The following is a 26998-nucleotide window of genomic DNA, read 5'->3' as shown; positions in this document are numbered from 1 at the left end:
TGAGGGCGGTCGGCTTCCGCCGTATGTCCCTTTGCTAAGGATGGACCAGCTAAGGAATAAGCGCTGTCCGGGCCTAAGTGGCCGGGTGCACGCGGCTCAGTTCAGAACTGATGCGGTCAATGACGGCGGCGGCGACGTCGGATTTGGAACCCGCCGCCGACTGCGGCTCTGCGCCATGGCCGGAGAGAATGATCACAGAATTCTGGTCTTGGCCGAACACCCGGCCAACGCCAACCTGGTTGACTACCAAGAGGTCGCAGCCCTTGCGTTTGAGCTTGGCGGTGGCGTGTTCCAGGACGTTACCGTCTTGGTCCCCGGTTTCAGCGGCGAAACCGATGATCAGCTGTGTTGTTGATTCAGCGTCGCGGCGCTCTACCAGTTCATGCAGGATGTCAGGGTTCCGCACGAGGCGCACCACGGGAGCGTCGGTGCCTTCGCTCTTCTTGATTTTCGTCGTTGAGACCTCAGCGGGACGGAAATCAGCCACCGCGGCGGCCATGATCACGACGTCGGAGCCGACGGCGGCTTCCAGCGCGGCGTCACGGAGTTCCAGGGCAGATTCAACCCGCACCAGTTCGACGCCAGCGGGAGGCTGGACGTCCATATGGGCAGCGAGGAATCTCACCTTGGCGCCGGCATCGAGGGCTGCTGCCGCCAGCGCAACGCCTTGCTTGCCGGAGGACCTGTTCCCCAGGAAACGAACTGGATCCAAGGCTTCCCTGGTGCCGCCCGCGGAAATCGTGACGGTTCGACCTGACAAAGGTTTTGCGTCAACGAGCTGGGCGGAAGGCGTGGAGGCGTCAACCAAAGCGATGGCGGCCGCGAAAATTGCCTCTGGCTCGGGGAGCCTCCCCGGCCCGGAATCCGCGCCCGTCAGCCGGCCCACCGCCGGTTCGAGGACGGTGATGCCGCGGCTGCGCAGGGTTTCCACATTCGCCTGGGTTGCTTGGTTCTGCCACATTTCAGTGTGCATTGCGGGAGCAAAAAGCACTGGGCCATGTGCCATGAGGAGCGTGTTGGTGAGAAGATCCCCCGCCTGGCCGGATGCGGCCTTGGCCAACAGGTCGGCAGTCGCCGGGGCAACGACGATGAGATCGGCCTCATGGCCAAGCCGGACGTGGTTGACCTTCTCCACGTCGTCAAAGACACTGTTGCTCACCGGATTGCCCGAGAGCGCCTCCCAGGTAGCCACGCCGACGAATCGGTTTGCGGCCTCCGTGGGAATGACCGTGACGTTGTGTCCGGCCTCAGTAAAAAGCCGGAGGAGCGATGCAACCTTGTAGGCTGCGATCCCTCCCCCGACTCCGAGGACTATGCGCACGTGACCTCCGTCAACAGGCAGTCTGTTTTACTCTGCGGGTTCGATCGGGGTGGAGACCAGCAGGCCTTCGTTGATCTCGCGCAGGGCGATGGAAAGCGACTTCTCGTTCAGCTTCGTGTCGACCAGCGGGCCAACGTACTCGAAGAGGCCCTCGTGCAGCTGGGCGTAGTAGGCGTTGATCTGGCGCGCGCGCTTGGCGCCGAAAATCACCAGGCCGTACTTTGAATCGGCAGCAGCAAGCAGCTCGTCGATCGGCGGGTTGATGATGCCTTCAAGGTTCGTGGACACGAATTCTCCAAATTCTAACGGGCTGACAAGTGCTAGCGCTTAGCGCTGGTGCGGGGTAAGCCCCATGAGTGAAACAAGCTCGTCCGCTGCCCGGCGTACCTCGTCATTGATGACGGTGTGGTCAAACTCCGGTTCAGCGGCAAGTTCCAGTTTAGCGGTTTCCAGCCGTCGCTGCTGTTCCTCCGGGGTTTCGGTGCCGCGTCCAACCAAGCGGCGGACCATTTCGTCCCAGCTGGGCGGAGCGAGGAAGACGAAGTTGGCGTCCGGAACTGCTGCCTTGACCTGGCGGGCGCCCTGCAAATCGATCTCCAACAGCACGGACTTGCCTTCGGCGATGGCGGCGTCGACCGTGCTGCGGAGCGTGCCGTAGCGGTTCTTGCCGTGCACCACTGCCCACTCAAGCAACTGGCCACCTTCAACAAGTGCGTCGAATTCCTCGGCGGACTTGAAGAAGTAGTGGACACCGTCCTTCTCCCCCGGCCGCGGCGCACGGGTGGTGGCTGAAACCGACAGCCAGACCTCAGGGTAGTTGTCGCGGATATACGTGGATACTGTTCCCTTGCCAACGGCAGTGGGGCCTGCAAGGACGGTCAGTCCCGGATTCTTGCTCACATCGTCCTTCGTGGAGATTCCTTATATGCTGCATTTCTTCTTGAACGCCGCATTTGTTTAGACGCTGTATTTGTCTTCCATAAAATCTATCAGCGACCGGGACTGGTGAATTCCCAGGCCCCTGAGCCGTCGTGATGGGGCGATTCCAATTTCCGTCATGATGGCCGCTGCCCGGACGGGACCGACACTCGGGACAGCCTCCAGAAGCTCGGAAACACGCATGCGGGCGATGGCTTCATCAGTCTGCGCCGACTTGATCAGCCCGGCGATACTGAGTTCACCTCTCCTGAGCTGTTCCTTTGCCAGGGCCCGTCTTGCACGAGCCCTGGCGGCCTTTTCCAAGGCATCGGAACGTTCCTCCGCAGACAAGGTTTTCAAAGTCACTGACACATCCCCCTTTGGCCGGCATCGAGTGCGTGGCGATTTGGACTGCTCCCGAAGCTACCGCGAGGTCAGTGTGGAGCGCAATGCACAGGACGCACCAAGATCGCGATCAGCCTTCCAGCAAGCCGTCGCGGGTGGCCTCAGTAGCGGAACGCAAACCGGCGACCGCGGGACCAGCGGCCAGGATTCCCCGGCTCGATGTCGCAAGGACCGCCGGATACGCCTCACCGAAGGTGGCACGTAGATCCGCCGGCGTAGCTCCTTGGGCACCGAGCCCAGGAGCCAAGATGGGTCCGCGAACAGCGTTGAGGTCCAAGCCCAGATCCACCAAAGCGGTGCCAATAGTGGCGCCCACCACGAGACCGACAGACCCCATGGTTCCCGCATAGCGACGGTTCTCGTCGGCGGCCGCCTCAGCGATCCGCCGAGCCACCGACTCAGAACCGCCAACGTGCTGAACGGATTTGCCTTCGGGGTTCGACGTCAGCGCGAGAACGAAAACACCCCGGCCATACTCGTCTGCGAGGTCCAGCGCCGGCCGCAATGACTCAAATCCGAGATACGGGCTCAGCGTGACAGAGTCCGCAGCCAAGGACGAACCGTCGCGCAGCCAAGCGTCCGCATAAGCCGCCATCGTGGAGCCGATGTCTCCGCGCTTGGCGTCGGCGATGCTCAACACTCCGGCATCGGATGCCGCAGCAAGGGTCCGCTCCAGGACGGCCATCCCTGCGGAACCGTGGCGCTCATAGAGCGCCACTTGCGGCTTTACCGCGGCAGCGAGCGTCGCCACGGCTTCCACGACGGTGAGCGAGAAGCGCTCCAGCCCCGCGACGTCGTCGTTCAGTCCCCAGTCAGACAGCAGTCCCGGATGCGGGTCAATACCGACGCAAAGGGGGCCGAGGTCGGCCATGGCGGCAGCCAGCCGGGAACCGAACGGCTGTCGGGGCCCCGACCTGACAACAGCCTGCGCGACTACAGCAGACTCAGGCATTGACTGCCTCGGCTGACGCCTTCAGGTTGGCGGCGTGCTCCTGCAAGCTGGTCACCGACCACTCGTAGGTGCGCAGCGCCTCGATTGCCTGCACCGCGGCGTTGAACTCGGCCACGGTGGTGATGCACGGGATGCCGATGGACGTGGCGGCCGCGCGGAGCTCGTAGCCGTCGCTGCGGGCTTCGCCACCCGAAGGGGTGTTGAAGACCATGTCGATCTCGCCGGCGATGATGAGGTCCGCGATGGTGCCCTCGCCTTCGGCGCTGCTGCCTTCTGCAACCTTGCGGACCGGGGTGGCCTGGATGCCGTTGCGGCGCAGAACGTCCGCGGTACCGCCCGTGGAGACGATCTCGAAGCCGAGATCGGACAGTCGCTTGACGCCCATGATCACCGAGCGCTTGTCCCGGTTGGCGACGGAGACGAAGATTTTGCCTTCTGTGGGCAGCGCATTGTTGGCCGCGGCCTGGCTCTTGGCGAAAGCGGTGTCGAAGTGCTTGTCGATGCCCATGACTTCACCAGTGGAACGCATTTCGGGGCCGAGCAACGAGTCCACCACCTTGCCTTCCGGCGTCCGGAAGCGGCTGAATGGCAGCACCGCTTCCTTCACCGCAACAGGTGCGTCAAGCGGCAGGGTGGAACCATCGCCCGTTTCCGGCAGCATCTTGTAGGCGCTCCGCAGTTGATTGATGGTGACCCCGGTACCGATCAGCGCGGCAGCCTTCGCCATCTGCACGCCCGTGGCCTTGGACACGAACGGCACGGTGCGGGAAGCACGCGGGTTGGCTTCCAGCACGTAGAGCACATCGGATGCCAGGGCGAACTGGATGTTGATGAGGCCACGGACGCCGACGCCTTCAGCAATGGCACGGGTGGCCGTGCGGACGCGTTCGATCACGTTGCTGCCGAGGGTGATCGGGGGCAGGACGCACGCGGAGTCACCGGAGTGGATACCGGCTTCCTCGATGTGCTCCATGATGCCGCCAAGGTACATGTCCGTGCCGTCGAAAAGCGCGTCGACGTCGATTTCGACGGCGTCCTCGAGGAAGCGGTCGATCAGCACCGGGTGGTCCGGGGTGATCTCCGTCGCGTTGGCGATGTAGCGCGAGAGGTTGGCTTCGTCATAGACGATCTCCATGCCCCGGCCGCCAAGCACGTAGGACGGGCGGACGAGGACCGGGTACCCGATCTCGTCGGCGATCTTCTTGGCGTCCTCGAAGGACACAGCGGTGCCGTTCTTCGGGGCGATCAGGCCGGCCCGGTCGAGCACGCGGGAGAACATGCCGCGGTGCTCGGCGAGGTCGATGGCTTCCGGGGAGGTACCCAGGATCGGCACACCGGCGTCTGCCAGCTGCTGTGCGAGCTTGAGCGGGGTCTGGCCGCCGAGCTGCACGAACACGCCCATAACGCCTCCTGTGCGTTCCTCAGCCGCGATGACCTCGAGGACATCCTCAAGGGTCAACGGTTCGAAGTAGAGGCGCGTGGAGACGTCGTAGTCCGTGGACACCGTCTCCGGGTTGCAGTTGACCATGACGGTCTCATAGCCGGCCTTGCGGAGCGCCATGGAGGCGTGAACGCAGGAGTAGTCGAACTCGATGCCTTGGCCGATGCGGTTCGGGCCGGAGCCCAGGATGATGACGGACGGCTTGGAGTGCAGGGCGACTTCGTCCTCTTCGTCATACGCCGAGTAGTGGTACGGGGTGTACGCGGCGAATTCGGCGGCGCACGTGTCCACGGTTTTGTAAACCGGACGGATGCCGAGGGCCTGGCGGACGCCACGGACAACAGCCTCCGGGTTGTGCGTCAGGGCACCGATCTGCTCGTCCGAGAAGCCGTGGCGCTTGGCGTTGCGCAGCATGCCTTCGGTCAGCGCACCGGCCTTGCGGATCTCCTGCGAGGTCTCGTTGAGCAGCTGCAACTGGTCCAGGAACCACGGATCGATCTTGGTGGCTGCGTAGAGCTCTTCGACCGAAGCACCTCCGAGCAAGGCGCGCTGGACCTGGTAGAGGCGGTCCGTCGTCGGGCGCTTGGACTTCTCGATCAGCTCCGGAACTTCCCATTCGGGCACGTGGCTGAAGTCCAGCTGCGAGCCCTTCTGCTCAAGCGAGCGGAGGGCCTTCTGCAGGGCCTCCGTGAAGTTGCGGCCCATGGCCATTGCCTCACCGACGGACTTCATGGTGGTGGTCAGCGTGTTGTCCGCTGCGGGGAACTTCTCGAAGGCGAAGCGCGGAACCTTGACCACGACGTAGTCGAGCGTCGGCTCAAACGATGCCGGTGTCTTCTGCGTGATGTCGTTCGGGATCTCGTCCAGCGTGTAGCCGAGGGAAAGCTTGGTGGCGATCTTGGCGATCGCGAAGCCGGTGGCCTTGGACGCCAGCGCCGAGGAACGCGAAACACGCGGGTTCATTTCGATGACGACGACGCGTCCCGTGTCCGGTTCGATGGCGAACTGGATATTGCAGCCACCGGTGTCCACGCCGACTTCGCGGATGACGGCGATGGAGATGTCGCGCAGCCGCTGGTATTCGCGGTCCGTCAGGGTCAGGGCCGGTGCCACCGTGATGGAGTCGCCGGTGTGGACGCCTACGGGATCGAAGTTCTCGATGGAGCACACAACAACGACGTTGTCGTTCTTGTCGCGCATCATCTCCAGCTCATATTCCTTCCAGCCGAGGATGCTCTCTTCCAGCAGGACCTCGGAGGTGGGGCTGTACTGCAGCCCCTGGCCCACGATGCGGCGCAGGTCGTCCTCGTTGTAGGCCAGGCCCGAGCCCAGGCCTCCCATGGTGAAGGACGGGCGGACAACCATCGGGTAGCCGAGGTCTTCCGCGGCGCTCAGGGCTTCATCCATGGTGTGGATGATGTGGCTGCGGGCCGACTCGGCGCCGCAACGCTCCACGACGCCCTTGAACTTCTCCCGGTCCTCGCCGAGTTCGATCGCGGCAATGTTGGCACCGATGAGTTCGACGTTGTACTTCTCAAGCACGCCGTTCTTGTCCAGGGCGATGGCCGTGTTGAGGGCCGTCTGACCGCCCAGCGTAGGCAGGAGGGCGTCCGGGCGCTCCTTCGCGATGATCTTTTCGACCACCTCGGGGGTGATGGGTTCCACGTAGGTGGCATCGGCGAACTCGGGGTCGGTCATGATGGTGGCCGGGTTGGAGTTCACGAGGATGACGCGCAGGCCCTCCTCCTTCAGCACGCGCAGTGCCTGGGTGCCGGAGTAGTCGAATTCGGCCGCCTGGCCGATGACGATCGGGCCGGACCCGATGACAAGGACGCTCTTGAGATCTGTACGCTTTGGCATTACTTGGTGTCCTCGTTCTTCGCAGAGTTCGATGTCTGAGTGGCGGCGGCCTGCGCAGCATTCTCGCCGTTCTTCGTGCTCTCCATCAGGTCGATGAAGCGGTCGAAGAGGTAGGCGGCGTCGTGCGGACCGGCCGCGGCTTCGGGGTGGTACTGAACCGAGAATGCCGGGATGTCGAGGCACGCGAGTCCTTCGACGACGTCGTCGTTGAGGCTTACGTGGCTGACCTCCACGCGGCCAAACCGCTCTTCGGGAGCCAGCGTGGCGCCGTCCATGGGAGCGTCGACGGCGAAGCCGTGGTTCTGCGAGGTGATCTCGACTTTGCCCGTGCGGCGGTCCATCACGGGCTGGTTGATCCCGCGGTGGCCGTACTTGAGTTTGTAGGTACCGAAGCCGAGGGCACGGCCCAGGATCTGGTTGCCGAAGCAGATTCCGAAGTAGGGTAGCTTCTCATCGAGCACCGAGCGGAGCAGCTTCACCTGGGTGTCGGCGGTGGCGGGGTCGCCAGGGCCGTTGGACATGAAGAAACCATCCGGGTTGACCGCCTTGACGTCTTCCAGCGTGGCGGTCGCGGGCAGGACGTGGACGCGGACGCCACGTTCTGCGAAGCGGGCCGGAGTCATCGCCTTGATGCCAAGGTCGATCGCGGCGATGCTGAACTTCGCTTCGCCCTCCCAACCATGGTCTGCGGGCTCCACGACGTAGGCTTCGTCGACGCTCACTTCTTCGGCCAGGCGTGCGCCTTCCATGGGAGCGCTGGCCAGGACGGTGTCCAGGAGCTCCTTGTCGGAAGCGTTGGCTGCTTCACCGGAGAAGATTCCGGCACGCATGGTCTTGTGCTCGCGCAGGTGCCGGGTGATGGCACGGGTGTCCACGGCCTGGATGCCGACGATGCCCTGCTCAACGAGCTCTTCATCGAGGCTGCGCTCCGAGCGCCAGTTCGAGGGGCGGCGTGCGGCGTCGCGAACAACGTAGCCAGCCACCCAGATGCGGCGGGACTCGGCGTCTTCCTTGTTCACGCCGGTGTTGCCGATGTGCGGAGCCGTCTGGACCACTAGCTGGCGGGCGTAGGAGGGATCCGTGATGGTTTCCTGATAACCGGTCATGCCGGTCGCGAATACGGCCTCGCCCAGGGCAACGCCCGTGGCACCGTAGCTACGGCCACGGAAAGTGCGGCCGTCTTCGAGGACCAGCACTGCTGCGGTGGACTCTGCTGGGTTGGTATTTTCTGTCACTGCGTTGGTATCCGTCACGTTGTTACTTTCCACTATCGGCATCTGCCTGGGGGGCTGCAGAGATCAATTCTTGAAGTGCTTCGAGGAGGGGTTCCTTGTCGGCGGCGTGCCTGGTCCTGAATCCGGTGTCGAGCTCACGTTCTCCGAGCATCCAGCTCAAGACCACGATTCCGTCCTTTTCCACGAATTTTCCGGCCATGCCGCTGGCGCTGCGGCAATCGGTCACGGCTCGCGATGGAATGAACAGAGGTCCAGTTCCCGCGCGGTCGAACAGGACGCCTTCCGGATGGATGCTCATTTCCGCGTTCCCGCGAAAGCCAAGGCCATGAACAGCGATCCGGTCAAGCCAGTCTCCCGCCGTCGTCGTGGCCACATACTGGCCTTCAGCCACAAGGCCTGCCGGGCTGAGTTGTTCAGGCACGTCCGGAAGCGGCCCGAGGCCGGCTTGCTGCTTGAGCCTGCTGCGCCATCCCAGCGCTATGAGTCCGGCGACAATTGCGGCAAGGCACAGGACCAGCAGCAAGGAAGCGATTTTGTCCATCAGTTGCTGCTGCCTGCGCCTGCAGGGTCCGCTGCGTATCGGTACGGGGTGTTGAGCTTGCCGCCCAGTACGGTCGGGTGACCCCTGAAGAACGTGGCGACGACCGCGCCCGGCAACTCCTTGCCCGCAAAGGGTGAGTTCCGGCCCATGGTCGCCATCTTATAAGGATCCACGGTCCAGCGGGCGGCGGGATCCACGAGGATCACATTGGCAGGCTCGCCGGCTTCGAGCGGGCGCCCTTGATCTGCCACCCGGCCAATGGCCGCGGGCACCGTGGACGTGACGCGGGCGAAGTCGGCCCACGTCATGAGCCCCGTCTCGATCATGGTTTCCTGGACTACCGACAGAGCAGTTTCCAGTCCCGTCATGCCCATTGCCGCCTGGGCCCACTCGCATTCCTTGTGTTCGCTCGGATGCGGGGCGTGGTCTGTTCCCACGACGTCGATGGTGCCATCGGCGAGCCCGGCGCGAAGCGCCTGGACATCCGCGTCGGTGCGAAGCGGCGGGTTGACCTTGTAGACGGGGTCGTAGCTGCGGACCAGTTCGTCCGTGAGCAACAAGTGGTGGGGTGTGACCTCAGCGGTGACGTTGATGCCGCGTTCCTTGGCCCAGCGGACGATCTCCACCGATCCGGCGGTGGACACGTGGCATACGTGCAGGCGGGATCCGACATGCTGGGCAAGCAGGACGTCGCGGGCGATGATGCTCTCCTCGGCCACCGCCGGCCAACCGGCAAGTCCGAGAACCGCCGAGACGGTGCCCTCGTTCATCTGGGCCCCGGCGGTGAGGCGGGGTTCCTGCGCGTGCTGGGCAACGACGCCGTCGAACGCTTTGACGTACTCCAACGCACGGCGCATCAGCACGGGATCGTGCACGCAGATGCCGTCGTCGGAGAAGACGCGGACTTGGGCACGGGAGTCGGCCATGGCGCCGAGTTCAGCGAGCTGCTCGCCGGCGAGACCCACCGTGACGGCGCCCACCGGGCGGACGTCCACCCAGCCGGAGGCGCGGCCCAGGCTGTGGACCTGCTCGACGACGCCAGCAGTGTCGGCCACCGGATTGCTGTTGGCCATGGCGTGCACCGCGGTGTAGCCGCCAAGGGCTGCGGCACGGGTGCCCGTTTCCACGGTTTCGGCGTCTTCGCGACCGGGTTCGCGCAAGTGGGTGTGGATGTCCACCATGCCGGGAAGCGCCACGAGGCCGGCGGCCTCAATCACCGTGGCTCCTTCTGCGGACAGGCCGGTCCCGCGCTCGGCGATGAGGCCATCGCGGATCAACAGGTCCTCGGCGTCGCCACCCAGGATGGCCGCGCCGCGGATCAGGTAGGTACCGGTTGCGGTCTCGGTCATCAGTTGCTCTCCTTGTCGGAACGGGCGGTGCCCGGCGTGGTGGCGGCTTCACGGGTATCCCCCGAGAGCAGCAGGTACAGGGCGGCCATCCGGACCGACACACCGTTGCGGACCTGGGCCAGCACGGTTGAGCGGGGCGAATCGGCGGCGGCGGCGGAAATTTCCAGGCCGCGGTTCATGGGACCAGGGTGCATGATGATGGTGTCCTTGAGCCCGAGGTCGTCGAGGGCCCGGAGGCGGGCATCGTCGAAGCCCCAACGACGCGAATACTCTCGCGTCGAGGGGAAGAACGAAGCATTCATCCGCTCACCTTGGACGCGCAGCATCATCATCGCGTCCACTCCGGCTCCGAGTGTCTCGTCAAGGTCGTAACTGACCTTGCACGGCCAGTGTTCGACGCCGATCGGCAGCAAGGTGGGTGGGGCCACGAGGGTTACTTCCGCACCAAGGGTGCGCAGCAGCCACACGTTGGAACGGGCGACCCGGGAGTGCAGGACGTCACCGGCAATAGCGACGCGCATCCCGCTGAGGTCTGCGCCGTTGGATGCCGATCCTTTCAGCTTGGACCAGTGGCGGCGCATCGTGAATGCGTCCAGGAGGGCTTGGGTGGGGTGCTCATGGGTGCCGTCTCCGGCGTTGATGACGGCGGCGTCGATCCAGTCGGTGGCAGCCAAGCGGTGCGGTGCGCCAGAGGCCCAGTGGCGGATGACTACCGCATCGGCGCCGATCGCTGCAAGGGTCTGGGCGGTGTCCTTGAGGGACTCACCCTTTGATACCGAAGAGCCCTTGGCCGCGAAGTTGATGACGTCTGCGGAGAGGCGCTTTGCTGCCGCCTCGAAGGAAATACGGGTGCGGGTGGAGTCCTCGAAGAAGAGGTTGACCACGGTGCGGCCGCGCAAGGCGGGCAGCTTCTTGACTTCCCGGTCCCCCACCGCAGCCATCTCTTCGGCGGTGTCCAGGATTCGGATGGCGTTCTCGGCGCTGAGGTTCTCCGTGGAGAGCAAATGTTTCATGCGCCGGCCTCGATGACTACTTCGTTGATGGGCTGACCATCCACCGAATCGAGTTCTTCCAAGTGGACCCGGACCTTTTCCGAGGACGAGGTGGGCAGGTTCTTGCCCACGTGGTCCGCGCGGATGGGCAATTCGCGGTGGCCACGGTCCACGAGGACGGCGAGGCGAACGATGCGGGGCCTGCCAAGGTCGACGATTGCGTCTAGGGCTGCCCGGATGGTGCGGCCCGAGTACAGGACGTCGTCGATGAGGACAACAACCTTGTTGTCGATGCCGGACAGCGGCAGCTTGGTGGGATAAGGCGGCCTGGCGGGCTGGCGGGAAAGATCGTCCCGGAACATGGTGACGTCCAACTGACCGACTATTGCCGAGGCGTTGACGGACGGATCCGCGGCGGCGATCTTGTCTGCCAGCCGCACAGCCAGCGGATAGCCGCGGCGAGGGATGCCCAAAAGTACCAAGTCCTGGGAGCCCTTGTTGGCCTCAAGGATCTCGTGGGCGATACGAGTGAGCGCACGGTCGATATCCGCGTGGTTGAGGACAACCCGGGACGGCACCGGCGCAGTGACTTCAGTCATCGCTCGTCTCCCCTTTCCCCGCCTCACGGGACGGAATTAAAAAAGGAACATTTGCCCTACAAAATTACCACAGCGGTGGCGCCCGGCCGACGCGCTCCGGGCGCGGACCATGCGTTTTAGCTCACAACCGTCCGAGTGCATGCGCAGTCCCCATCGCAACCGCCAACGCAAAGGGCTGGCGCCCACAGTTTCCTGTGGGCACCAGCCCTTCGGATGCTTTCACTGCCGCTTAAGCGAGCAGGGAAGGCTTCAGCTTCTGGAGACGTCCGAGGAGGCCGTTGATGAACGCAGGCGATTCGTCGGTGGACATGACCTTGGCCAGCGCGACTGCCTCACTGACCGCGACGCCGTCCGGGACGTCGTCGTTGTAGAGGAGTTCCCAGGCGCCGATACGCAGGATGATGCGGTCAACCGCCGGCATGCGCTCAAGGGTCCAGCCCTGGGCGTAGGTCTGAAGGAATTCGTCGATGGTCGGCTGCATGGCAACCACGCCCTCCACGATGTCGGTCGTGTACGGGTTGACTACGAGATCGGTCATTTCCCGGCGGGCCTTCAAGACCTCGAAGGCGGAGGCGGAACGCTGCTCCGCCTCAAACAGTACTTCGAGGGCCCTGTTACGGGCCTTACCACGGGCACTCACTAGTCGTTGACCCGGCCCAGGTAGCTGCCGTCGCGGGTGTCTACCTTGACCTTGGTGTTGTTCTCAACGAACAGGGGCACCTGGATCTCATAGCCGGTTTCAAGGGTGGCCGGCTTGGTTCCAGCGGAGGAACGGTCACCCTGCAGTCCCGGCTCGGTGTAGGTGATTTCGAGGACGACGCTCGGGGGCAGCTCAATGTAGAGCGGGGTGCCCTCGTGGATGGCAATGTTGACCATCTGGTTTTCCAGCATGAAGTTGGTGGCGTCGCCTACCGTGGCGCCGGAAACCGTGATCTGGTCGAAGTCCTGGGTATCCATGAACACGAAGTCCGCACCGTCCTGGTACAGGTACTGGTAGTCGCGGCGGTCAACGGTGGCGGTTTCGATCTTGAGGCCGGCGTTGAACGTCTTGTCCACCACCTTGCCAGACATGACGTTGCGCATCTTGGTGCGCACGAACGCGCCGCCCTTGCCCGGCTTGACGTGCTGGAACTCAATGATGTTCCAGAGCTGGCCCTCGAGCTTCAGCACGGTGCCGTTCTTGATGTCATTTGTGGTTGCCACTATTATCCTCTGGTTTCTCTCACTGGTTCTAGCTACTGTTTCTAGCTTCCAGCCGGGTATGCCAATCTGGCATGCCTTGACGGCCGCCAGCGCGTATTTATCAAAAATCCAAAGACCATTCTACCGGCAAATTGCGCAGCGCCTGCCGCCCGCCCTATCAGTCGGGCGAGACCATCAAGGAGGCGCTCCCGTTCAGGAGGCGAGCTCGAGGGCGTTCCGGGCACGCTGCAGGGCAACGGCAGAGGAGTAAATCAGGGAAGCATCGGCTGCCAAGGCAACGCGCAGGTCCAGGGCCTTGGTGAACGATTCCGCTGCGGCGACGGGATTGCCGGCCACAAAATGGGCCCGCCCCAAATACTGATGGACGATCGGTTCCTTGGCTGTTCCATTGACTTCGCCCAGCAGTTGGCGGAAGAGCTCCACAGCGCGGTCGAAGCGGTTGGTAGCACGGTGCAGTTCGGCCTCGAAGATCCGGAGCTTGAAAGATTCGGGGTCGTTGTAGCGGGCCTCGGCCAGCAACTCGGCGGCTTCGCCGGGGTGGCCTTCGAGCATGAGCGCCATGATGCGGTCAGCGGGATCGTTGGACTCGGCCAACGCGGACTGCATGACTTCCTCGTTGACGATGTGCGGCAGGAGGGTGTCCGGATTGGTGCGCACTCCGGGGAACCCGCCCGTAGGCCAATCACTGATGCTGCTGAAGGTTTCAGTCGTCATGATGCGATCTCCTGGTAGGCAGCGAAAAGCAGCGAGGTGTCAGGAACGTCGAGGATTCCGGGCTTCGCCACACCGTCGAGCACTACAAAGCGCAAGAGGTCACCGCGGGACTTCTTGTCGCGGCGCATGCCATCAAGCAGGCCCTGCCAGCGGTCCCGGCGGTAGGTGACCGGCAGCCCGAGCCCCTCGAGGATCGTGCGGTGCCGGTCGGCGTCGACGTCGGAAAGCCGCCCGACGCTGCGGGCGAGCTCGGCGGCAAACATCATGCCGACCGAAACAGCCGCGCCATGCCGCCACGAGTAGCGTTCCACGAGTTCGATCGCGTGGCCCAGGGTGTGGCCGTAGTTGAGGATCTCGCGCAGTCCGGATTCCTTGAGGTCTTCGGAAACCACTTTCGCTTTGACGGCGATGGCACGCTCGATGAGCTCGCGGAGCACCGCGGAACCCGGGTCAATGACCTCCTCCGGCTTGTTTTCGACGAGGTCCAAGATGGCGGGATCTGCAATGAAGCCGCACTTGATGACCTCAGCCATTCCGGAAATCAGCTCGTTCTTGGGCAGGGTCTGAAGCGTGTCCAGGTCCGCGAGGACGGCCGCGGGCGGGTGGAACGAACCCACGAGGTTCTTGCCCTCCGCCGTGTTGATACCGGTCTTGCCGCCCACCGACGCGTCCACCATGCCAAGGAGGCTCGTGGGCATGTGGATGACCTTGACACCGCGCAGCCAGGTTGCCGCGACAAATCCGGCGAGGTCGGTGACAGCGCCGCCGCCAACCGCAACGATGGCGTCCGAGCGGGTGAAGTCGTTCTGGCCAAGCACCTGCCAGCAGAAGGCCGCAACCTGGATGTGCTTGCCTTCTTCGGCGTCGGGGATCTCAGCAGTGAGGGCCGTGAATCCCGCAGCCTCGAGTTCTGCGCGAACCGTATCGCCTGTCAGCCGCAGGGCGCGCGGGTGGACCACGAGGACACGCTTGACGCGCTCCCCCAGTTTCGCGGGGAGGGTCTCCAGGAGGCCGCGTCCGACGACGACGTCGTAGTTTTCGTTCGCGGACTGGCCGGTGACCTTGATGACAGTTGATTCGTTGCTCACTTTTGCACTTCCTCTTTCAAGGCCGCGTATTCACGCAGTCTTTCCTCCACGTGGAGGGCGATTTCCGCCACGGTTCCGGACCGGACATCGACGATAACATCTGCCAAGCGTTCATAGACGGGACGCCGGGCAGCAAACAGGGCATTCCAACGGGCCATGGCGTCACCCGCCAGGAGCGGCCGGCCGGTGTTGCGGGCGATGCGCTCGGCGACCGTCGCTGCATCGCATTCGAGATACACCACAGTGCAATCGCCCAGGAGCTGTTGCGTGCCTGAATCCAGCACTGCTCCGCCGCCAAGCGAAACAACCCCGCCATTGGCGTTCGCAGCTTCGACCGCACGCGCGACGGTCCTGGCCTCGATCTCGCGGAAGGCATGTTCTCCACGACCCGCGAAAATGTCCGCGATGGTCCCATGGTGCTCAACAATGACGACGTCCGTGTCAACGAACGGCACGCCCAATTGCTGGGCGAGCTGGTGGCCAATGACCGACTTGCCGACGGCCATCGGTCCCACCAAGGCAATCGCGGGCCCGTGACCGGTGCCCGAGGTACCGCGGACCACTAGTGGCCGACCGAGTCCAGGTTTGCCGGAATGCTGTCCAGGTAGCCCCGAAGGTTCCGTGCGGTTTCGGCGACGGAGTCGCCACCGAACTTCTCAGTCACAGCTTCGGCCAGAACGAGGGCAACCATGGCCTCGGCCACGACGCCCGCCGCCGGGACGGCACAGACGTCGGAGCGCTGGTGGTGAGCCTTGGCAGCTTCACCCGTGCTGACGTCGATGGTCTTCAGTGCGCGCGGGACAGTAGCGATCGGCTTCATGGCCGCACGAACGCGCAGGACTTCGCCGATGCTCATCCCGCCTTCAATGCCACCTGCCCGGTTGGTCTTCCGCACGATGCGGCCAGCCTCGTCCTTGACGATTTCGTCGTGCGCGGCGGAGCCTCGGCGGGCCGCGGTGAGGAAGCCATCGCCGACTTCGACGCCCTTGATGGCCTGGATGCCCATCAGGGCAGCAGCCAAGCGGGAGTCGAGGCGACGGTCCCAGTGCACGTAGCTGCCGAGTCCCGGCGGAAGTCCGTAGGCCAAGACCTCGACAATGCCGCCGAGGGTCTCGCCTTCCTTGTGCGCTGCGTCGACTTCGGCCACCATGGCGTCCGAGGTCTCGCGGTCGAAGCACCGCAAGGGATCGGCGTCGAGGGCCAGGACATCGGACGGCACCGGCAGCGGCCGACCCTCCGGTACGGTGACGCTCGCGATGGAAACAGTGTGGCTGACGAGTTCGATGCCGAGCTGCTTCAGGAATTGCGACGCTACTGTGCCAAGCGCGACACGGGTGGCGGTTTCCCGGGCGCTGGCGCGTTCAAGAACGGGGCGTGCCTCGGGGAATCCGTACTTCTGCATACCTGTGAAGTCCGCGTGGCCCGGCCGCGGGCGGGTCAGGGGTGCGTTGCGTGCCTGTTCGGCAAGGAGGGAGGGATCCACGGGGTCCGCAGACATGATCTGCTCCCATTTGGGCCACTCGGTATTGCCGATCTGGATGGCAACGGGTCCGCCCTGCGTGACGCCGTGCCTGACGCCGCCAAGGATGTTCACTTCGTCCTGCTCGAACTTCATCCGGGCGCCTCGACCATAGCCGAGACGGCGGCGCGCCAAGGCATCGCGGATTTCCTCGCTGGTGAGTTCCACACCGGCGGGGACGCCTTCAACAATTCCGAGCAATGCCGGGCCATGGGATTCACCGGCAGTCAACCAACGCAACATATATCCAATCCTGCCATGTAAGGCCCCTAGTACACCCGCCGGGGTAGCCCGACTGAGTCGCACATCACATCTATGACATCGGCGGTGACTTCAGCGCCGGAAAACAAACGAATTTGCTCGACGGCTTGGTAGAGCAGCATTTCCAGTCCGGGAACCACTACTCCACCCCGCGAATGCCACACTTCGGCAATGCGGCTGGGCCAGGGATCGTAGGCGACGTCGAGCAGCACACCCCAGACATCGTCGGGACGCTTGCCATCGTCGGGACGCTTGACATCGTCGGGAAGCCGGTCGAGCCCGGCGGCAATGCTGTCCGCCGCCCGCGGCGGAAGAGTGGAGATCACCAGGTCGGCTCCGGCGATGCCTTCAGCCGCCTCGGTCATCGGCCGGAGTTGTACGGAGAGTCCGACGGCGGCAGCTGCGGCTTTCGCCTCGGCCGCCCGTCCGGCGTCGCGCACGTAGACGTCAACATGGCCCGAACCCAGTTCGTGTAGCGCCGCAATGGCCGCCGCGGACGTTCCGCCGCCGCCAAGAATCGCGGAACTCGGCCGCTCCTTGACCCCGGCGTTCCTGACGGCTTGAACGATGCCAGCCACATCTGTGTTGTGACCAACCCGCCGTACACCGTGCTCGGTGGCTTCAAACGCGACGGTGTTGATGACGCCCAGGTGCGAGCCGGCCCCCCGGACCTCATCGACCTCGTCCACCATGGCGGTCTTGAGGGGCATGGTCACGGACAAACCGCACCAGTTATCCTGCGCCTGAAGGCCCGCCATGAAGGCCGGCAGCCGCTCAACCGTCACGTCGATGGCTGAGTAATCAATGTCGAGTCCAAGCTTCGCATAGGCTGCGCGATGGAGTGCTGGTGACTTCGAGTGGCTGATGGGGTGCCCCAAAACGGCAGCACGTCTACTCACACGCACCGTCCCGCGTTGGCGGCACACCATGCGTTGTATTGCTCAACGTACTTGCTGTGCTCCGCCAACGTGCTGGAGAACTTCGTCTCCTTGGTGTCGAGGTTGATGGTCACCCAGTAAAGGTAGTTGTTGGGCGTCGGCTTCGCGGCAGCGTCGATGGCCGTCTTGCCGGGCGAGCCGATCGGGCCAACCGGCAGGCCCACGTTGGCATAGGTGTTGTAGGGGTTGCTCTTGTCGGCCTTCTGGGCATCGGTCAAGTGGAAGGTCTTAGTACCGAGGCCATAGGTGACGGTGGCGTCCGACTGGATGAGGCCGTTCGTCTCCGTATTGCCCGGCTTGAGCCTGTTGTAGATTGCGCCAGCCACGTTGCCGTAATCGGCCTGGCCGCCTTCTGCCTGCACAATGCTGGCGACAGTGATGGTCTGGTATTGCTTGGCGGGATCCGTGACGCCCTGCGCCTTGAGCTCGTCCGTGGTGGCCGTGACGAGTTTCTGGAGGATGTCCTTGGCCGAGGTCCCGAGGGGGAAGCGGTACTCCCCCGGTGCGAGGAAGCCTTCCAGGTTTTTTGCGGGGGCCGGGACGCCAAACTGGACCGGCGAGTCACTGAGGGCCTTTAACTCGGACAGAGGGATACCTGAACCCTTGGAGATCGCATCGAGCGACTCCCCGATTCGAAGCCCCGCACTGAGTGCGAAGTACATGACCTTGGAGGCGTCCTTGTTGAGGAGGACATTCACGGCATCGGAGTTCTTCATTTCCGTGCGGAACGTGAAATCACCCGGTGAGAGTTCACCGCCGGCCGCCGTGAATGCGGCCAGGAACGTATCGGCGTTCGCGATGACGTGCTGGTTCTGGAGGTTGGTCGCGACCAGTTTGGGGCCGGAACCCGGAGCCACCGTGACCGTGACGGAGCCGGTGCCCGGGCCAGGGTAGTCGTTGACCTTGTCCATGCCGAGCAGCGGTTTCAGGAACTGAGCTCCCACCGCAACCGCGGCGACGAAAACGGTGAGGGTGAGCAGGAGCGCAAGAAGACGACGGCGACGACGGACCTTCTTCGACGGAGCCTTTGCCACGGGAATCGCGGCCGGGATGAGTTCATGGGCATCGTGCTCGTCATGGACTTCGTATTCGAAATGGGGATCGTGGTGCTCATAACCTTCGTCATGTGCATGCAGTTCGTGGAACTCGTCGCCGTGTGCGGGGTCGTAAACCGGAACCGAATCGGCGTGCTCGGCGTCGTGATGACGGACGTCAACGTGCACGGCGTCATCATATGAAGCCTCGTGTTGCTGCACGTCTTCTTCTGGCGCAATCACATTGGCTTCTCCTGGCGCAATCACATCGGCCGGCGGAGGAAAGCCCTCGGAAGGCGGGGTTTCGCTGCGAATGCTGTCATCGTGGAGTTCCGCCACGGGGGCCGGCGCTTCGGAGGCGGACGGCGCGTAGTGCGGAACATATGCCAACTGCGGCTTCGGTACGGCGACAGGTTCAAAGTGCACAGGCACAGGTGGTGGCAACACCTCTTGGTTCTGCGTCTCCAGGAAGCGTTCCCTGGCACGGATTTCACGACGCGTCAGAGGCCTTGTGCGGTCTTCTGATGCTTCGTTGGAGGGGTCGTTGTTGACCGGGCTCACAATTGTCTTCCCCTCGTTGGAGAGTGTGGATCTGTGCCGGAGGCCGGCAGCGGCGCACTGGCGCCGTCAATGTGTTGGGGTGGCATCGGCGCCTGCACGCGCCTGCCCACATCTGCACCTCTGGCTTTTTGCATGTCGATCGCGTGCTGCAAAATTCCGGCAGCGGCAACCTGATCCACCACTTTACGATGATCCTTGCTGCTCATGCCAGCTTCATGGAGATTGCGGTGGGCCGTCACGGTACTGAGCCGCTCGTCCACCATGTTGACGGGAACGTCAAGTCCGCGGCGCTGCAAGTGGGCCGCCAGCAACTCCGCGTAGTCGGTAGCCATGACGGCGGACGCGTGTTCCTCACCCTTCATCGTGCGCGGTAACCCGACGAAAATCTGGACTGCGCCGAGCTCCGCGACATGCCGGACGATGACCCCGACGTCGGAATTCTTCTTTGCATCCCGGCTTACCGTCTTGAACGGCGTGGCCAGGATGCCGTCTGGATCGCAGATGGCCACGCCCACACGGACGGTGCCGACGTCTACCCCCAGTTTGATGCCCCGGGGGTAGCCGTCGTTGCTCGCGGTGGCCTCCAAGATCAGCGCTTGGCGATCGCGTCCACAACGGCCGCAAGGGCCGGTGCGATCTTCGCGGCGTCGGTTCCGCCGCCTTGGGCGACATCGTCCTTGCCGCCGCCGCCGCCGCCGAGGATTCCCGCTGCCACCCGTACCAGGGCGCCTGCCTTCACGCCCGCGTCACGGGCGGCCTCGTTGGTGGCCACGATGATGACGGGGCGGTCGTTGCTGACACCGGCCACTGCCACCGTGGAAGCGTCGGAGCCGAGCCGGTTGCGCAGGTCCATGGCGAGGCTGCGGAGGTCGTCCGCTCCCCCGACCTGGCCGGCGTCGTGCGCCACCACCCGGACGCCCGCAGCGTCCTGGGCCGTGGCAACGAGGTTTGCCGCAACCGCGGTCAACTGCTCCTTGCGGAGGCGGTCCAGTTCCTTCTCGGTGGACTTGAGCTTGGCCAAGGTGCTGGAGATCCGGTCTGCCAGTTGGCCCGAAGGGACCTTGAGCATCTCCGTGAGCTCGGTGACCAGGGCACGCTCGGCAGCGAGGTGCCGGAAGGCGTCAAGGCCAACGAAGGCTTCCACACGGCGGTTTCCCGAACCGACGGACTGCTCGCCAAGCAGCGACAGGCTGCCAATGAGCGAGGTGTTGGCCACATGGGTGCCACCGCAGAGCTCGCGGGACCACGCGCCGTCGATCTCAACCACGCGAACTTCGCTGCCGTAGTTCTCGCCGAACAATGCCATGGCGCCCAGGGCTTTGGCCTCGGCAAGGCCCATGACCTTGGTGTCCACTTGGAAGTTGTTGCGGATGGCGATGTTCGAGACCTCTTCGATCTCGGACTTCGTAGCCGCACTCAGTCCCTCGCCCCAGGCGAAGTCGAAGCGCAGGTAACCGGCCTTGTTGAAAGAGCCACGCTGGGTGGCTTCCGGGCCAAGGATCTGATGAAGGGCAGCGTGCACAATGTGCGTGCCAGTGTGCGCCTGCTCTGCGGCGTGGCGCCGTTCGCGGTCGACGGCGGCGCGGACCAAGGCGTCTGAAGCGATCTCGCCTTCGCGGACGATCGCCTTGTGGACGCTCAGGCCCTTCACGGGGCGTTGGACGTCGAGAACCTCGACGACGAAGCCGTCACCGGTGATGAGGCCCTTGTCTGCGGACTGGCCGCCGGCTTCGGCGTAGAACGGCGTTTCGTTGAGGACGAGTTCGATCTCGTCGCCCGTGGAAGCGTGGGCGACCCGTCGGCCGGAGCTGACGATGCCGCGCACGCGGGCTTCGCTTTCCAACTCGGTGTAGCCCGTGAACACCGTCACCCCTTCGGCCAGGAGCTCCTGGAAGGCTGAGACATCAGCGTGTCCACCCTTCTTGGCCTTGGCATCTGCCTGTGCACGCTGGCGTTGTTCGAGCATGAGGCTACGGAATTCGGCTTCGTCAACCTTCAGGCCGGCTTCCTCGGCCATTTCGAGGGTGAGATCGATCGGGAACCCGTAGGTGTCGTGAAGGGCGAAGGCATCTTCGCCGGACAGCGGCTTGCCGGCAGCCTTGGAGAGCACCACGGCTTCCTCGAGGCGCGCGGTACCCGAGGCGATGGTGCGCAGGAAGGCTTTTTCTTCGGCATAGGCGATGCGGCTGATGCGGTCGAAATCGGTCTCCACGATGGGGTACACGCCCTTCATGGCGTCTCGGGATGCCGGAAGCAACTGCGGAAGGCAGGCTTCTTCGACTCCGAGGAGGCGCATGGCGCGGACGGCACGGCGAATGAGCCGGCGCAGGACGTAGCCGCGGCCTTCGTTGGAGGGGGACACGCCGTCGGAGATCAGCATGAGGGCCGAACGTATATGGTCGGCAACAACGCGCATTCGGACATCGTCCGTGTGGTGCGGGTCGTCAGCGGACTCGGCGGAGGTGTATTCCTTGCCGGACAGGGCTGCGGCCTTGTCGATGACGGGACGGACCTGGTCGGTCTCGTACATGTTCTCGACGCCCTGCAGGATCATCGCGAGGCGCTCCATGCCCAGGCCGGTGTCGATGTTCTTCTTGGGCAGCTCGCCGACGATGTCGAAGTCCACCTTGGAGCGAACGTTCTCAATCTGGTACTGCATGAAAACGAGGTTCCAGATTTCGACATAGCGGTTTTCGTCCGCGATGGGACCGCCCTCGGCGCCGTAGGCCGGGCCGCGGTCGTAGTAGATTTCCGAGCACGGACCGGCAGGACCTGGCTGCCCGGTAGACCAGTAGTTGTCCGCCTTCCCCATCCTCTGGATGCGGGAGGCGGGGATTCCGGTGTTCTTCAGCCACAGATCCTGGGCTTCGTCGTCTTCCTCGTAGACGGTCACCCAGAGGCGTTCAACGTCCAGTCCATAGCCGCCGTCGTCGACGCTCTTGGTGAGCAGTTCGAAGGCAAACTTGATGGCGTCTTCCTTGAAGTAGTCCCCGAAAGAGAAGTTTCCGCACATCTGGAAAAACGTGCCGTGGCGGGCGGTCTTGCCCACTTCCTCGATGTCGCCTGTGCGGATGCACTTCTGGACGCTCGTGGCGCGGTTGAAGGGCGGCTCCTCACGGGCGGTCAGGTAAGGAATGAAGGGCACCATGCCGGCCACAGTGAAGAGCAGGGAAGGGTCGCTGGACACGAGCGACGCTGAGGGGACGGCGGTATGGCCCTTGCTGACAAAAAAGTCCACCCAGCGTTTGGTGATCTCCTGCGACTTCATTAGCTGATTACTTACCCTTCTCAATTCACTGCACATGAGTTTGTGCGCGGCGTTGGCAGTTGCCACTGCCGCAGCTTCTAATTCTGCCTTGTTGACGGCCGCTTGGGCGAACCGCGGCGGTTGTATCGCGGCGGCTACCGCCTGCCGGCATCCGCCTCGTTGATGCCGAGCGCGGCCCGGAGGTCGACTTCGCGTTCATTCATCCCGGCGCGCACTGCGTCAGCGAAGTCATACACTCCATCAGCCAGCCGTGCTACGGCGCGATTCAGGCCGTCGGGACCGATATTGGCCTTCGCTTCGGTGATTTTGCGGAAGGCAATGACTCCGATTGCCACGCCGATCCCCATCCAGACGATTCTTTTCACTGTATTCCTGACATACGAAGGGTCGCGACTTACGAACGGGTTCAGCGGCTGCGGCGGCCACTGCTCGATTTACGGCGATTGGCAAAGGCCGAACGCACTCCGTAGCTGAACGCGGCAACCTTGATGAGCGGTGAACCGACAGTTGCGGCCACCAGTGAGGACAACGCCGAGATGTTGGCGGAGGCATCGGAAACGTTGGAGGTGATGCCGTCCACCTTTCTCAGCTGCTGGTTGGTGGTGGAGACCGTCGCGGTGACTTCGTCCATCAGGGGCGTCGCTCCGTCGCTCAAGGAGCGGATGGAGGTGCGGACTTCGTCAAAGACGCGTCCGAGTTTGAGGATGGGCACGGCCAACAGCAGCACAAGGAGCGCAAAGACTCCGGCCGCGATCAGGCCTGCAATATCGCCACCAGTCATGGACACTCATCTCCTAGCATTTTTGTTGCGTCGCGGTGGGCGCGCCGTGCGGTTCTGCACTGACGGCCCCCGGCGTGGCTTCCCCAAGTACCTTACATACAAAGAAGCCCGCGGCGCGTGCCACGGGCTTCTTTGTATGCGCGCTGGAATTTAGCGAGCGTAGAATTCGACGACGAGCTGCTCTTCGCAGGTCACGGGGACCTCGGAGCGCTTCGGGCGGCGAACCAGGCGTGCCTGCAGGGCGTCAATCTTGACGTCCAAGTAGGCCGGGACGACGTTCAGGACGTGTGCGCCTGCTGCTGCAACCTGGAACGGAGCCATGACTTCGCTGCGGCTGTGAACGTGGATGAGCTGGCCTTCAGCAACGCGGAACGACGGGCGGTCCACGCGGATACCATCAACGAGGATGTGGCGGTGCACAACCAGCTGGCGGGCCTGGGCGATGGTGCGGGCAAAGCCAGCACGCAGCACGAGGGCGTCGAGACGCATTTCGAGCAGTTCGATCAGGTTTTCACCGGTCAGGCCCTTGGTGCGGCGTGCTTCTTCGAAGGCGCGGGTCATCTGGGCTTCGCGGATACCGTACTGGGCGCGCAGACGCTGCTTTTCGCGCAGACGTACGGCGTAGTCGGAGTCCTGCTTCTTGCGGGCACGGCCATGCTCACCGGGGCCGTACGGGCGGCGCTCCATGTACTTGGCGGCCTTGGGGGTCAGAGCGATGCCGAGTGCACGCGAAAGGCGTGCGGTACGGCGAGCACGAGTGTTGTTAGCCACTTGTGTCCTTCCAATATCTGCGGTGTGTCAGTGTTACTGGCCTCCATGAGGGAGAGCATCGGCCAACCGCTGCCTTTTGCTACGGGGCGCAGGGCACAGCACCAAAACGTGAGTTCTGATGGATTGTGCGTCCGTGCCTTGCCAGACAAGCGTCCATCCTACCATGAGTCCTACTTGCCCCGGATGATCCTGCGCAGCCGCTCGAGCCTGGGAGCAATATCCCGTTCGGAACCGTTCCCCGTGGGCTCGTAGTAGTCCCTGCCGACCAAATCATCCGGAGCGTACTGCTGGGTGGCCACGCCGTGCGGGGCATCGTGGGCGTACTTGTAACCTTGGCCGTGGCCAAGTCCCTTCGCGCCTTGATAGTGGGCGTCCCTCAAATGCGCCGGAATCCCGGTCCCCATCCCCGCGCGCACATCGGCGATGGCCTTGTTGATGCCCATGTACGCGGCATTGGACTTTGGCGCAGTCGCCAGATGCACCACGGCCTCCGCGAGGATGATCCGCCCCTCGGGCATGCCGATCAGCTGCACTGCCTGGGCGGCGGCAACGGCGGTCTGCAGGGCCGTGGGATCCGCCATGCCGATGTCCTCGGCAGCGGAAATGACGATCCGGCGGGCCACGAAACGAGGGTCCTCGCCTGCTTCGAGCATGCGGGCCAGGTAGTGGAGGGCCGCGTCGACATCGGAGCCTCGGATCGATTTAATGAATGCACTGGCGACGTCGTAATGCTGGTCGCCCGCTCGGTCGTATCGGACAGCGGCGACGTCCAAGGCTCGCTCCGTGTGGCGGAGTTCGACGACGACCGGAGCCTCGGGGGCGCCGTCACCCGCGAGCCCGGGCTCTTCGGAGGCGTCGCCGTCGTGGTTCCGGTCTCCGTATGCGACGCCGGCAGCGGCCTCAAGCGCCGTGAGCGCGCGGCGTGCATCTCCCCCGGACAAGCGGACCAAGTGCTGGAGGGCATCCGGGGTGAGCTCCACCCCCCCTGCCAGACCGCGGGCATCGGCAACGGCCCGCTGCAGGAGGCCTTCGATATCGGCGTCGGTAAGAGGTTTCAGGGTGAGCAAGAGTGACCGGGACAGCAGAGGCGAGACCACCGAGAACGACGGGTTCTCCGTGGTAGCGGCGACCAGGACCACCCAGCGGTTTTCGACACCGGGAAGTAGCGCGTCCTGTTGGGCTTTGTTGAAGCGGTGGATCTCATCAAGGAACAGCACTGTTGTTGTCCGGTAGAGATCGCGGGCAGTCAGGGCATTTTCCATGACAAGCCGGACGTCCTTGACGCCCGCTGTGATGGCGGACAGTTCGACGAACTTCCTGCCGGGTCCGCGGGCGATGACGTGCGCGAGCGTCGTCTTGCCCGTGCCCGGCGGTCCCCACAAGATGACAGAGCTGGGACCGGCAGGACCGGCGGCGTTGGCCCCGGCAGCGAGCTGCCGCAACGGTGACCCCTGGCCCAGCAAGTGCTGCTGGCCCACTACGTCGTCCAGTGTCCGGGGCCGCATGCGGACGGCCAGAGGACTCCGCGGCGACGCCGGACGCCCTGTATCGGAACGGTCCGAATCGGACGCCTGGCTGCCGGCGTCGTCGTCGCTGTCCGCGCCGGCACCAAAGAGATCTTCCACATGGATAGGCTACTCATGATTCCATCGAAGGAGACATCGACGTGGAGACCCGGCCGTCCGGCCCCAACGAAAAGCAGCCGCCACCGGCAGGGCGCACCGCCTTCATCCCTGGCCCCCGCTTGCCTGGTTGGGTGGAGCGTTTCGCCGCGAGTCATGGCGTGCTTCAGGAGGAGCCCGACGACGGCGGCACGCTTCTGCGGGCGGCGGACGGCGCCGTGGCGCTCCTGAAAGCTCCGTGGACCGTTGATGGAAGGCCCGGCAAGGGCACAAACGCGGTTGAGCGTTTGGCATCCCTTGCTTCGCAGGAAAGGCGGCTCGGAATCATTCTGGTCCGGCGGGGCGGGTACGCAGTGGGGGTCGTGAGCGGCGGCAAAGTGACTGCGTCCAAATCGGGTTCCCGCTACGTCCAGTCGCGGTCCGCGGCAGGAGGATCCTCGCAGCAGCGGTTTGCCCGGCGTCGCGAGAATCAAGCGAACGCGCTGACGGAAGCTGTGGCCGGACATGCCGCCCACGTCTTCGCCGGGCAAGGAATTGAATACCTCGTCGTGGGCGGGGACGCCGCACTGTCCGCCGCGGTCCTGGAGGAAACTGCGTTGAAGGAGTACGCGTCGCGGAAGCGGTTGCAGTCTCTGGCAGTCGCCGACCCCAACGCAACCGTGCTTCGCAGGGCTGCGGCGGATGCGTGCGCCGTGCGGATCGAGGTCACGGATCCGCTGTAGCGTCTCGCAGCGCCAACACCGCCAGCGAAAGATCGGTGGGGTTCTGGAGCCGTCCTGTTAGCAGCCCGACAACGCCCGCTGGGGCCGTGCCTGCCGGTAGAGGTACCGGCCGTGCTCCGCGAATCCGGCGCCCTCGTAAAGGGCCTGGGCGCCGGTATTCGAGGCCATCACCAGCAGCCAGAACTCCACGACACCCTGGCGGTTGCCCGCCGTAAGAAGCGCGTCGAGCACTTGCCGCCCGTAACCACGGCGGCGGTGTGCGGCCGTGGTGGCCATGCAGTAGATACCTCCCCTGCCGTCCACCAAGGCGAGGCGCCCGACGGCGGCCGGGTCGCCGTCGTCGTCCCTCACGAGGGCATAGATCGACGGACAAGACGTCAAGATGTTCCGCGCAATCTCCAACTCGGCGTCTCCGCTGCGCCCGTCGACGGACCACCACAACCGGAGCCACTCTTCGGAAGGCTTTTCGGAGATCTCGACTCCCCCAGCGAGGGGTTCGAGCGACGCCATAGGGCTGCCCGGGCGGATCATGATCAGCGTTTCAGATTGCCGGGTGAATCGTTGCGCATCAAGCACCGCGTTCGGGCCGGTGCTGCGTTCATCGTCGAAAATCTGGAAGATCAGCGGGAGGCGCCTTGAGCGATACCACTGGGTCGCGGCCCGGACTGCCGATTCGTGGTCGCTGGCCTGCTCCCTGGGCCAGACCGAGTTTGCCCGCTGTGTGACGCCTCCAGAGGCGCGCATGACCCAACCTCCGGAATCCTCACGATCCTGGGCCGGCCAGGCCCGGTCCATCAGCTCTTCAATCAATCCAAGGCTCATTTCTTGGGCCATGTGTCCTCCTCAAGGCCAATCGCCGTCATGATACGCCGAAGGCCCCCGCAGCGGCGGAGGCCTTCGGCT

Annotated in this window: 27 protein-coding genes; 1 reads left to right on the top strand and 26 read right to left on the bottom strand. The window is 64.1% G+C overall.

Annotation, left to right across the window (positions count from 1 at the left end; all coding sequences use genetic code 11):
- Window positions 1–73: 73 nt before the first annotated feature.
- From coaBC to HNP00_RS01125, 25 genes are all read right to left on the bottom strand, one after another.
- A complete protein-coding gene (coaBC, locus tag HNP00_RS01245) occupies window positions 74–1321 on the bottom strand; it encodes a bifunctional phosphopantothenoylcysteine decarboxylase/phosphopantothenate--cysteine ligase CoaBC (protein WP_184735059.1) in 1248 nt (415 codons plus the stop codon).
- A gap of 27 nt (window positions 1322–1348) precedes the next feature.
- A complete protein-coding gene (gene rpoZ, locus HNP00_RS01240; RefSeq protein WP_028267125.1) occupies window positions 1349–1609 on the bottom strand; it encodes a DNA-directed RNA polymerase subunit omega in 261 nt (86 codons plus the stop codon).
- Window positions 1610–1648: 39 nt separating this feature from the next.
- Window positions 1649–2221, bottom strand: a complete 573-nt coding sequence (gmk, locus tag HNP00_RS01235) for a guanylate kinase (protein ID WP_184735057.1) — start codon at window positions 2219–2221, stop codon at window positions 1649–1651.
- Between the two features lie 57 nt (window positions 2222–2278).
- Window positions 2279–2605 (bottom strand): integration host factor, actinobacterial type, encoded by a 327-nt coding sequence (gene mihF, locus HNP00_RS01230; RefSeq protein ID WP_184735054.1) that lies wholly within the window; start codon window positions 2603–2605, stop codon window positions 2279–2281.
- 109 nt (window positions 2606–2714) lie between these two features.
- On the bottom strand, window positions 2715–3596 hold the full coding sequence (gene pyrF, locus HNP00_RS01225; RefSeq protein WP_184735052.1) for an orotidine-5'-phosphate decarboxylase: 882 nt from the start codon (window positions 3594–3596) through the stop codon (window positions 2715–2717).
- Window positions 3589–6897, bottom strand: coding sequence for a carbamoyl-phosphate synthase large subunit (carB, locus tag HNP00_RS01220; protein ID WP_184735050.1), 3309 nt, complete (start codon window positions 6895–6897; stop codon window positions 3589–3591). Before carB ends, pyrF begins: the two co-directional genes overlap by 8 nt.
- Window positions 6897–8174: a glutamine-hydrolyzing carbamoyl-phosphate synthase small subunit gene (carA, locus tag HNP00_RS01215; protein ID WP_184735048.1), complete on the bottom strand. Its 1278-nt coding sequence runs from the start codon at window positions 8172–8174 to the stop codon at window positions 6897–6899. The genes carB and carA overlap by 1 nt, the downstream gene beginning before the upstream one ends.
- Window positions 8155–8673: a hypothetical protein gene (locus HNP00_RS01210; RefSeq protein ID WP_184735046.1), complete on the bottom strand. Its 519-nt coding sequence runs from the start codon at window positions 8671–8673 to the stop codon at window positions 8155–8157. Before HNP00_RS01210 ends, carA begins: the two co-directional genes overlap by 20 nt.
- Window positions 8673–10022, bottom strand: a complete 1350-nt coding sequence (locus HNP00_RS01205; protein WP_184735043.1) for a dihydroorotase — start codon at window positions 10020–10022, stop codon at window positions 8673–8675. The genes HNP00_RS01210 and HNP00_RS01205 overlap by 1 nt, the downstream gene beginning before the upstream one ends.
- Window positions 10022–11035, bottom strand: coding sequence for an aspartate carbamoyltransferase catalytic subunit (locus HNP00_RS01200; RefSeq protein ID WP_184735041.1), 1014 nt, complete (start codon window positions 11033–11035; stop codon window positions 10022–10024). Before HNP00_RS01200 ends, HNP00_RS01205 begins: the two co-directional genes overlap by 1 nt.
- Window positions 11032–11613, bottom strand: a complete 582-nt coding sequence (pyrR, locus tag HNP00_RS01195; protein WP_184735039.1) for a bifunctional pyr operon transcriptional regulator/uracil phosphoribosyltransferase PyrR — start codon at window positions 11611–11613, stop codon at window positions 11032–11034. Before pyrR ends, HNP00_RS01200 begins: the two co-directional genes overlap by 4 nt.
- Before the next feature lie 229 nt (window positions 11614–11842).
- Window positions 11843–12253 carry a transcription antitermination factor NusB gene (gene nusB, locus HNP00_RS01190; protein WP_184735037.1) on the bottom strand — a complete coding sequence of 137 codons (411 nt, stop codon included), beginning with the start codon at window positions 12251–12253 and terminating at the stop codon, window positions 11843–11845.
- Complete coding sequence (efp, locus tag HNP00_RS01185) at window positions 12253–12816, bottom strand: elongation factor P (RefSeq protein WP_028267136.1); 564 nt, start codon at window positions 12814–12816, stop codon at window positions 12253–12255. Before efp ends, nusB begins: the two co-directional genes overlap by 1 nt.
- Window positions 12817–13008: 192 nt before the next feature.
- Window positions 13009–13530 carry a lipopolysaccharide assembly protein LapB gene (locus HNP00_RS01180; protein WP_184735035.1) on the bottom strand — a complete coding sequence of 174 codons (522 nt, stop codon included), beginning with the start codon at window positions 13528–13530 and terminating at the stop codon, window positions 13009–13011.
- Window positions 13527–14618 (bottom strand): 3-dehydroquinate synthase, encoded by a 1092-nt coding sequence (aroB, locus tag HNP00_RS01175; protein WP_184735033.1) that lies wholly within the window; start codon window positions 14616–14618, stop codon window positions 13527–13529. The genes HNP00_RS01180 and aroB overlap by 4 nt, the downstream gene beginning before the upstream one ends.
- Window positions 14615–15124: a shikimate kinase gene (locus tag HNP00_RS01170; protein ID WP_184735632.1), complete on the bottom strand. Its 510-nt coding sequence runs from the start codon at window positions 15122–15124 to the stop codon at window positions 14615–14617. The genes aroB and HNP00_RS01170 overlap by 4 nt, the downstream gene beginning before the upstream one ends.
- A gap of 56 nt (window positions 15125–15180) precedes the next feature.
- Entirely contained in the window at window positions 15181–16380 is a 1200-nt protein-coding gene (gene aroC / locus HNP00_RS01165) for a chorismate synthase (RefSeq protein ID WP_184735031.1), read from the bottom strand.
- 26 nt (window positions 16381–16406) lie between these two features.
- Window positions 16407–17297 carry a shikimate dehydrogenase gene (locus HNP00_RS01160; protein ID WP_184735029.1) on the bottom strand — a complete coding sequence of 297 codons (891 nt, stop codon included), beginning with the start codon at window positions 17295–17297 and terminating at the stop codon, window positions 16407–16409.
- Window positions 17294–18931, bottom strand: a complete 1638-nt coding sequence (gene mltG, locus HNP00_RS01155) for an endolytic transglycosylase MltG (protein WP_184735027.1) — start codon at window positions 18929–18931, stop codon at window positions 17294–17296. Before mltG ends, HNP00_RS01160 begins: the two co-directional genes overlap by 4 nt.
- Window positions 18928–19518 carry a Holliday junction resolvase RuvX gene (gene ruvX / locus HNP00_RS01150; protein ID WP_184735025.1) on the bottom strand — a complete coding sequence of 197 codons (591 nt, stop codon included), beginning with the start codon at window positions 19516–19518 and terminating at the stop codon, window positions 18928–18930. The genes mltG and ruvX overlap by 4 nt, the downstream gene beginning before the upstream one ends.
- A 2-nt stretch (window positions 19519–19520) precedes the next feature.
- Window positions 19521–22199: an alanine--tRNA ligase gene (alaS, locus tag HNP00_RS01145; protein ID WP_184735023.1), complete on the bottom strand. Its 2679-nt coding sequence runs from the start codon at window positions 22197–22199 to the stop codon at window positions 19521–19523.
- Between the two features lie 134 nt (window positions 22200–22333).
- Complete coding sequence (locus HNP00_RS01140) at window positions 22334–22546, bottom strand: hypothetical protein (protein ID WP_184735630.1); 213 nt, start codon at window positions 22544–22546, stop codon at window positions 22334–22336.
- A 59-nt stretch (window positions 22547–22605) separates the two neighbouring features.
- On the bottom strand, window positions 22606–22980 hold the full coding sequence (locus tag HNP00_RS01135; RefSeq protein WP_184735021.1) for a DUF948 domain-containing protein: 375 nt from the start codon (window positions 22978–22980) through the stop codon (window positions 22606–22608).
- A gap of 150 nt (window positions 22981–23130) precedes the next feature.
- Window positions 23131–23751: a 30S ribosomal protein S4 gene (rpsD, locus tag HNP00_RS01130; RefSeq protein WP_028267147.1), complete on the bottom strand. Its 621-nt coding sequence runs from the start codon at window positions 23749–23751 to the stop codon at window positions 23131–23133.
- A 170-nt stretch (window positions 23752–23921) separates the two neighbouring features.
- Window positions 23922–25376: a replication-associated recombination protein A gene (locus tag HNP00_RS01125; protein ID WP_184735019.1), complete on the bottom strand. Its 1455-nt coding sequence runs from the start codon at window positions 25374–25376 to the stop codon at window positions 23922–23924.
- A gap of 41 nt (window positions 25377–25417) precedes the next feature.
- Between HNP00_RS01125 and HNP00_RS01120 the strand changes: the two genes are divergently transcribed.
- The gene (locus tag HNP00_RS01120; protein WP_184735017.1) at window positions 25418–26095 is read left to right on the top strand and encodes an acVLRF1 family peptidyl-tRNA hydrolase; all 678 of its coding nucleotides are present in this window, start codon (window positions 25418–25420) and stop codon (window positions 26093–26095) included.
- A gap of 57 nt (window positions 26096–26152) precedes the next feature.
- Here the strand turns inward: HNP00_RS01120 and HNP00_RS01115 are convergent, their stop codons facing one another.
- Window positions 26153–26929, bottom strand: coding sequence for an N-acetyltransferase (locus HNP00_RS01115; protein WP_184735015.1), 777 nt, complete (start codon window positions 26927–26929; stop codon window positions 26153–26155).
- Window positions 26930–26998: the final 69 nt, after the last annotated feature.

This window comes from Arthrobacter sp. AZCC_0090 (assembly GCF_014207375.1).
Lineage (GTDB): Bacteria > Actinomycetota > Actinomycetes > Actinomycetales > Micrococcaceae > Arthrobacter.
This window is presented reverse-complemented; position numbering and strand designations above follow the sequence as displayed.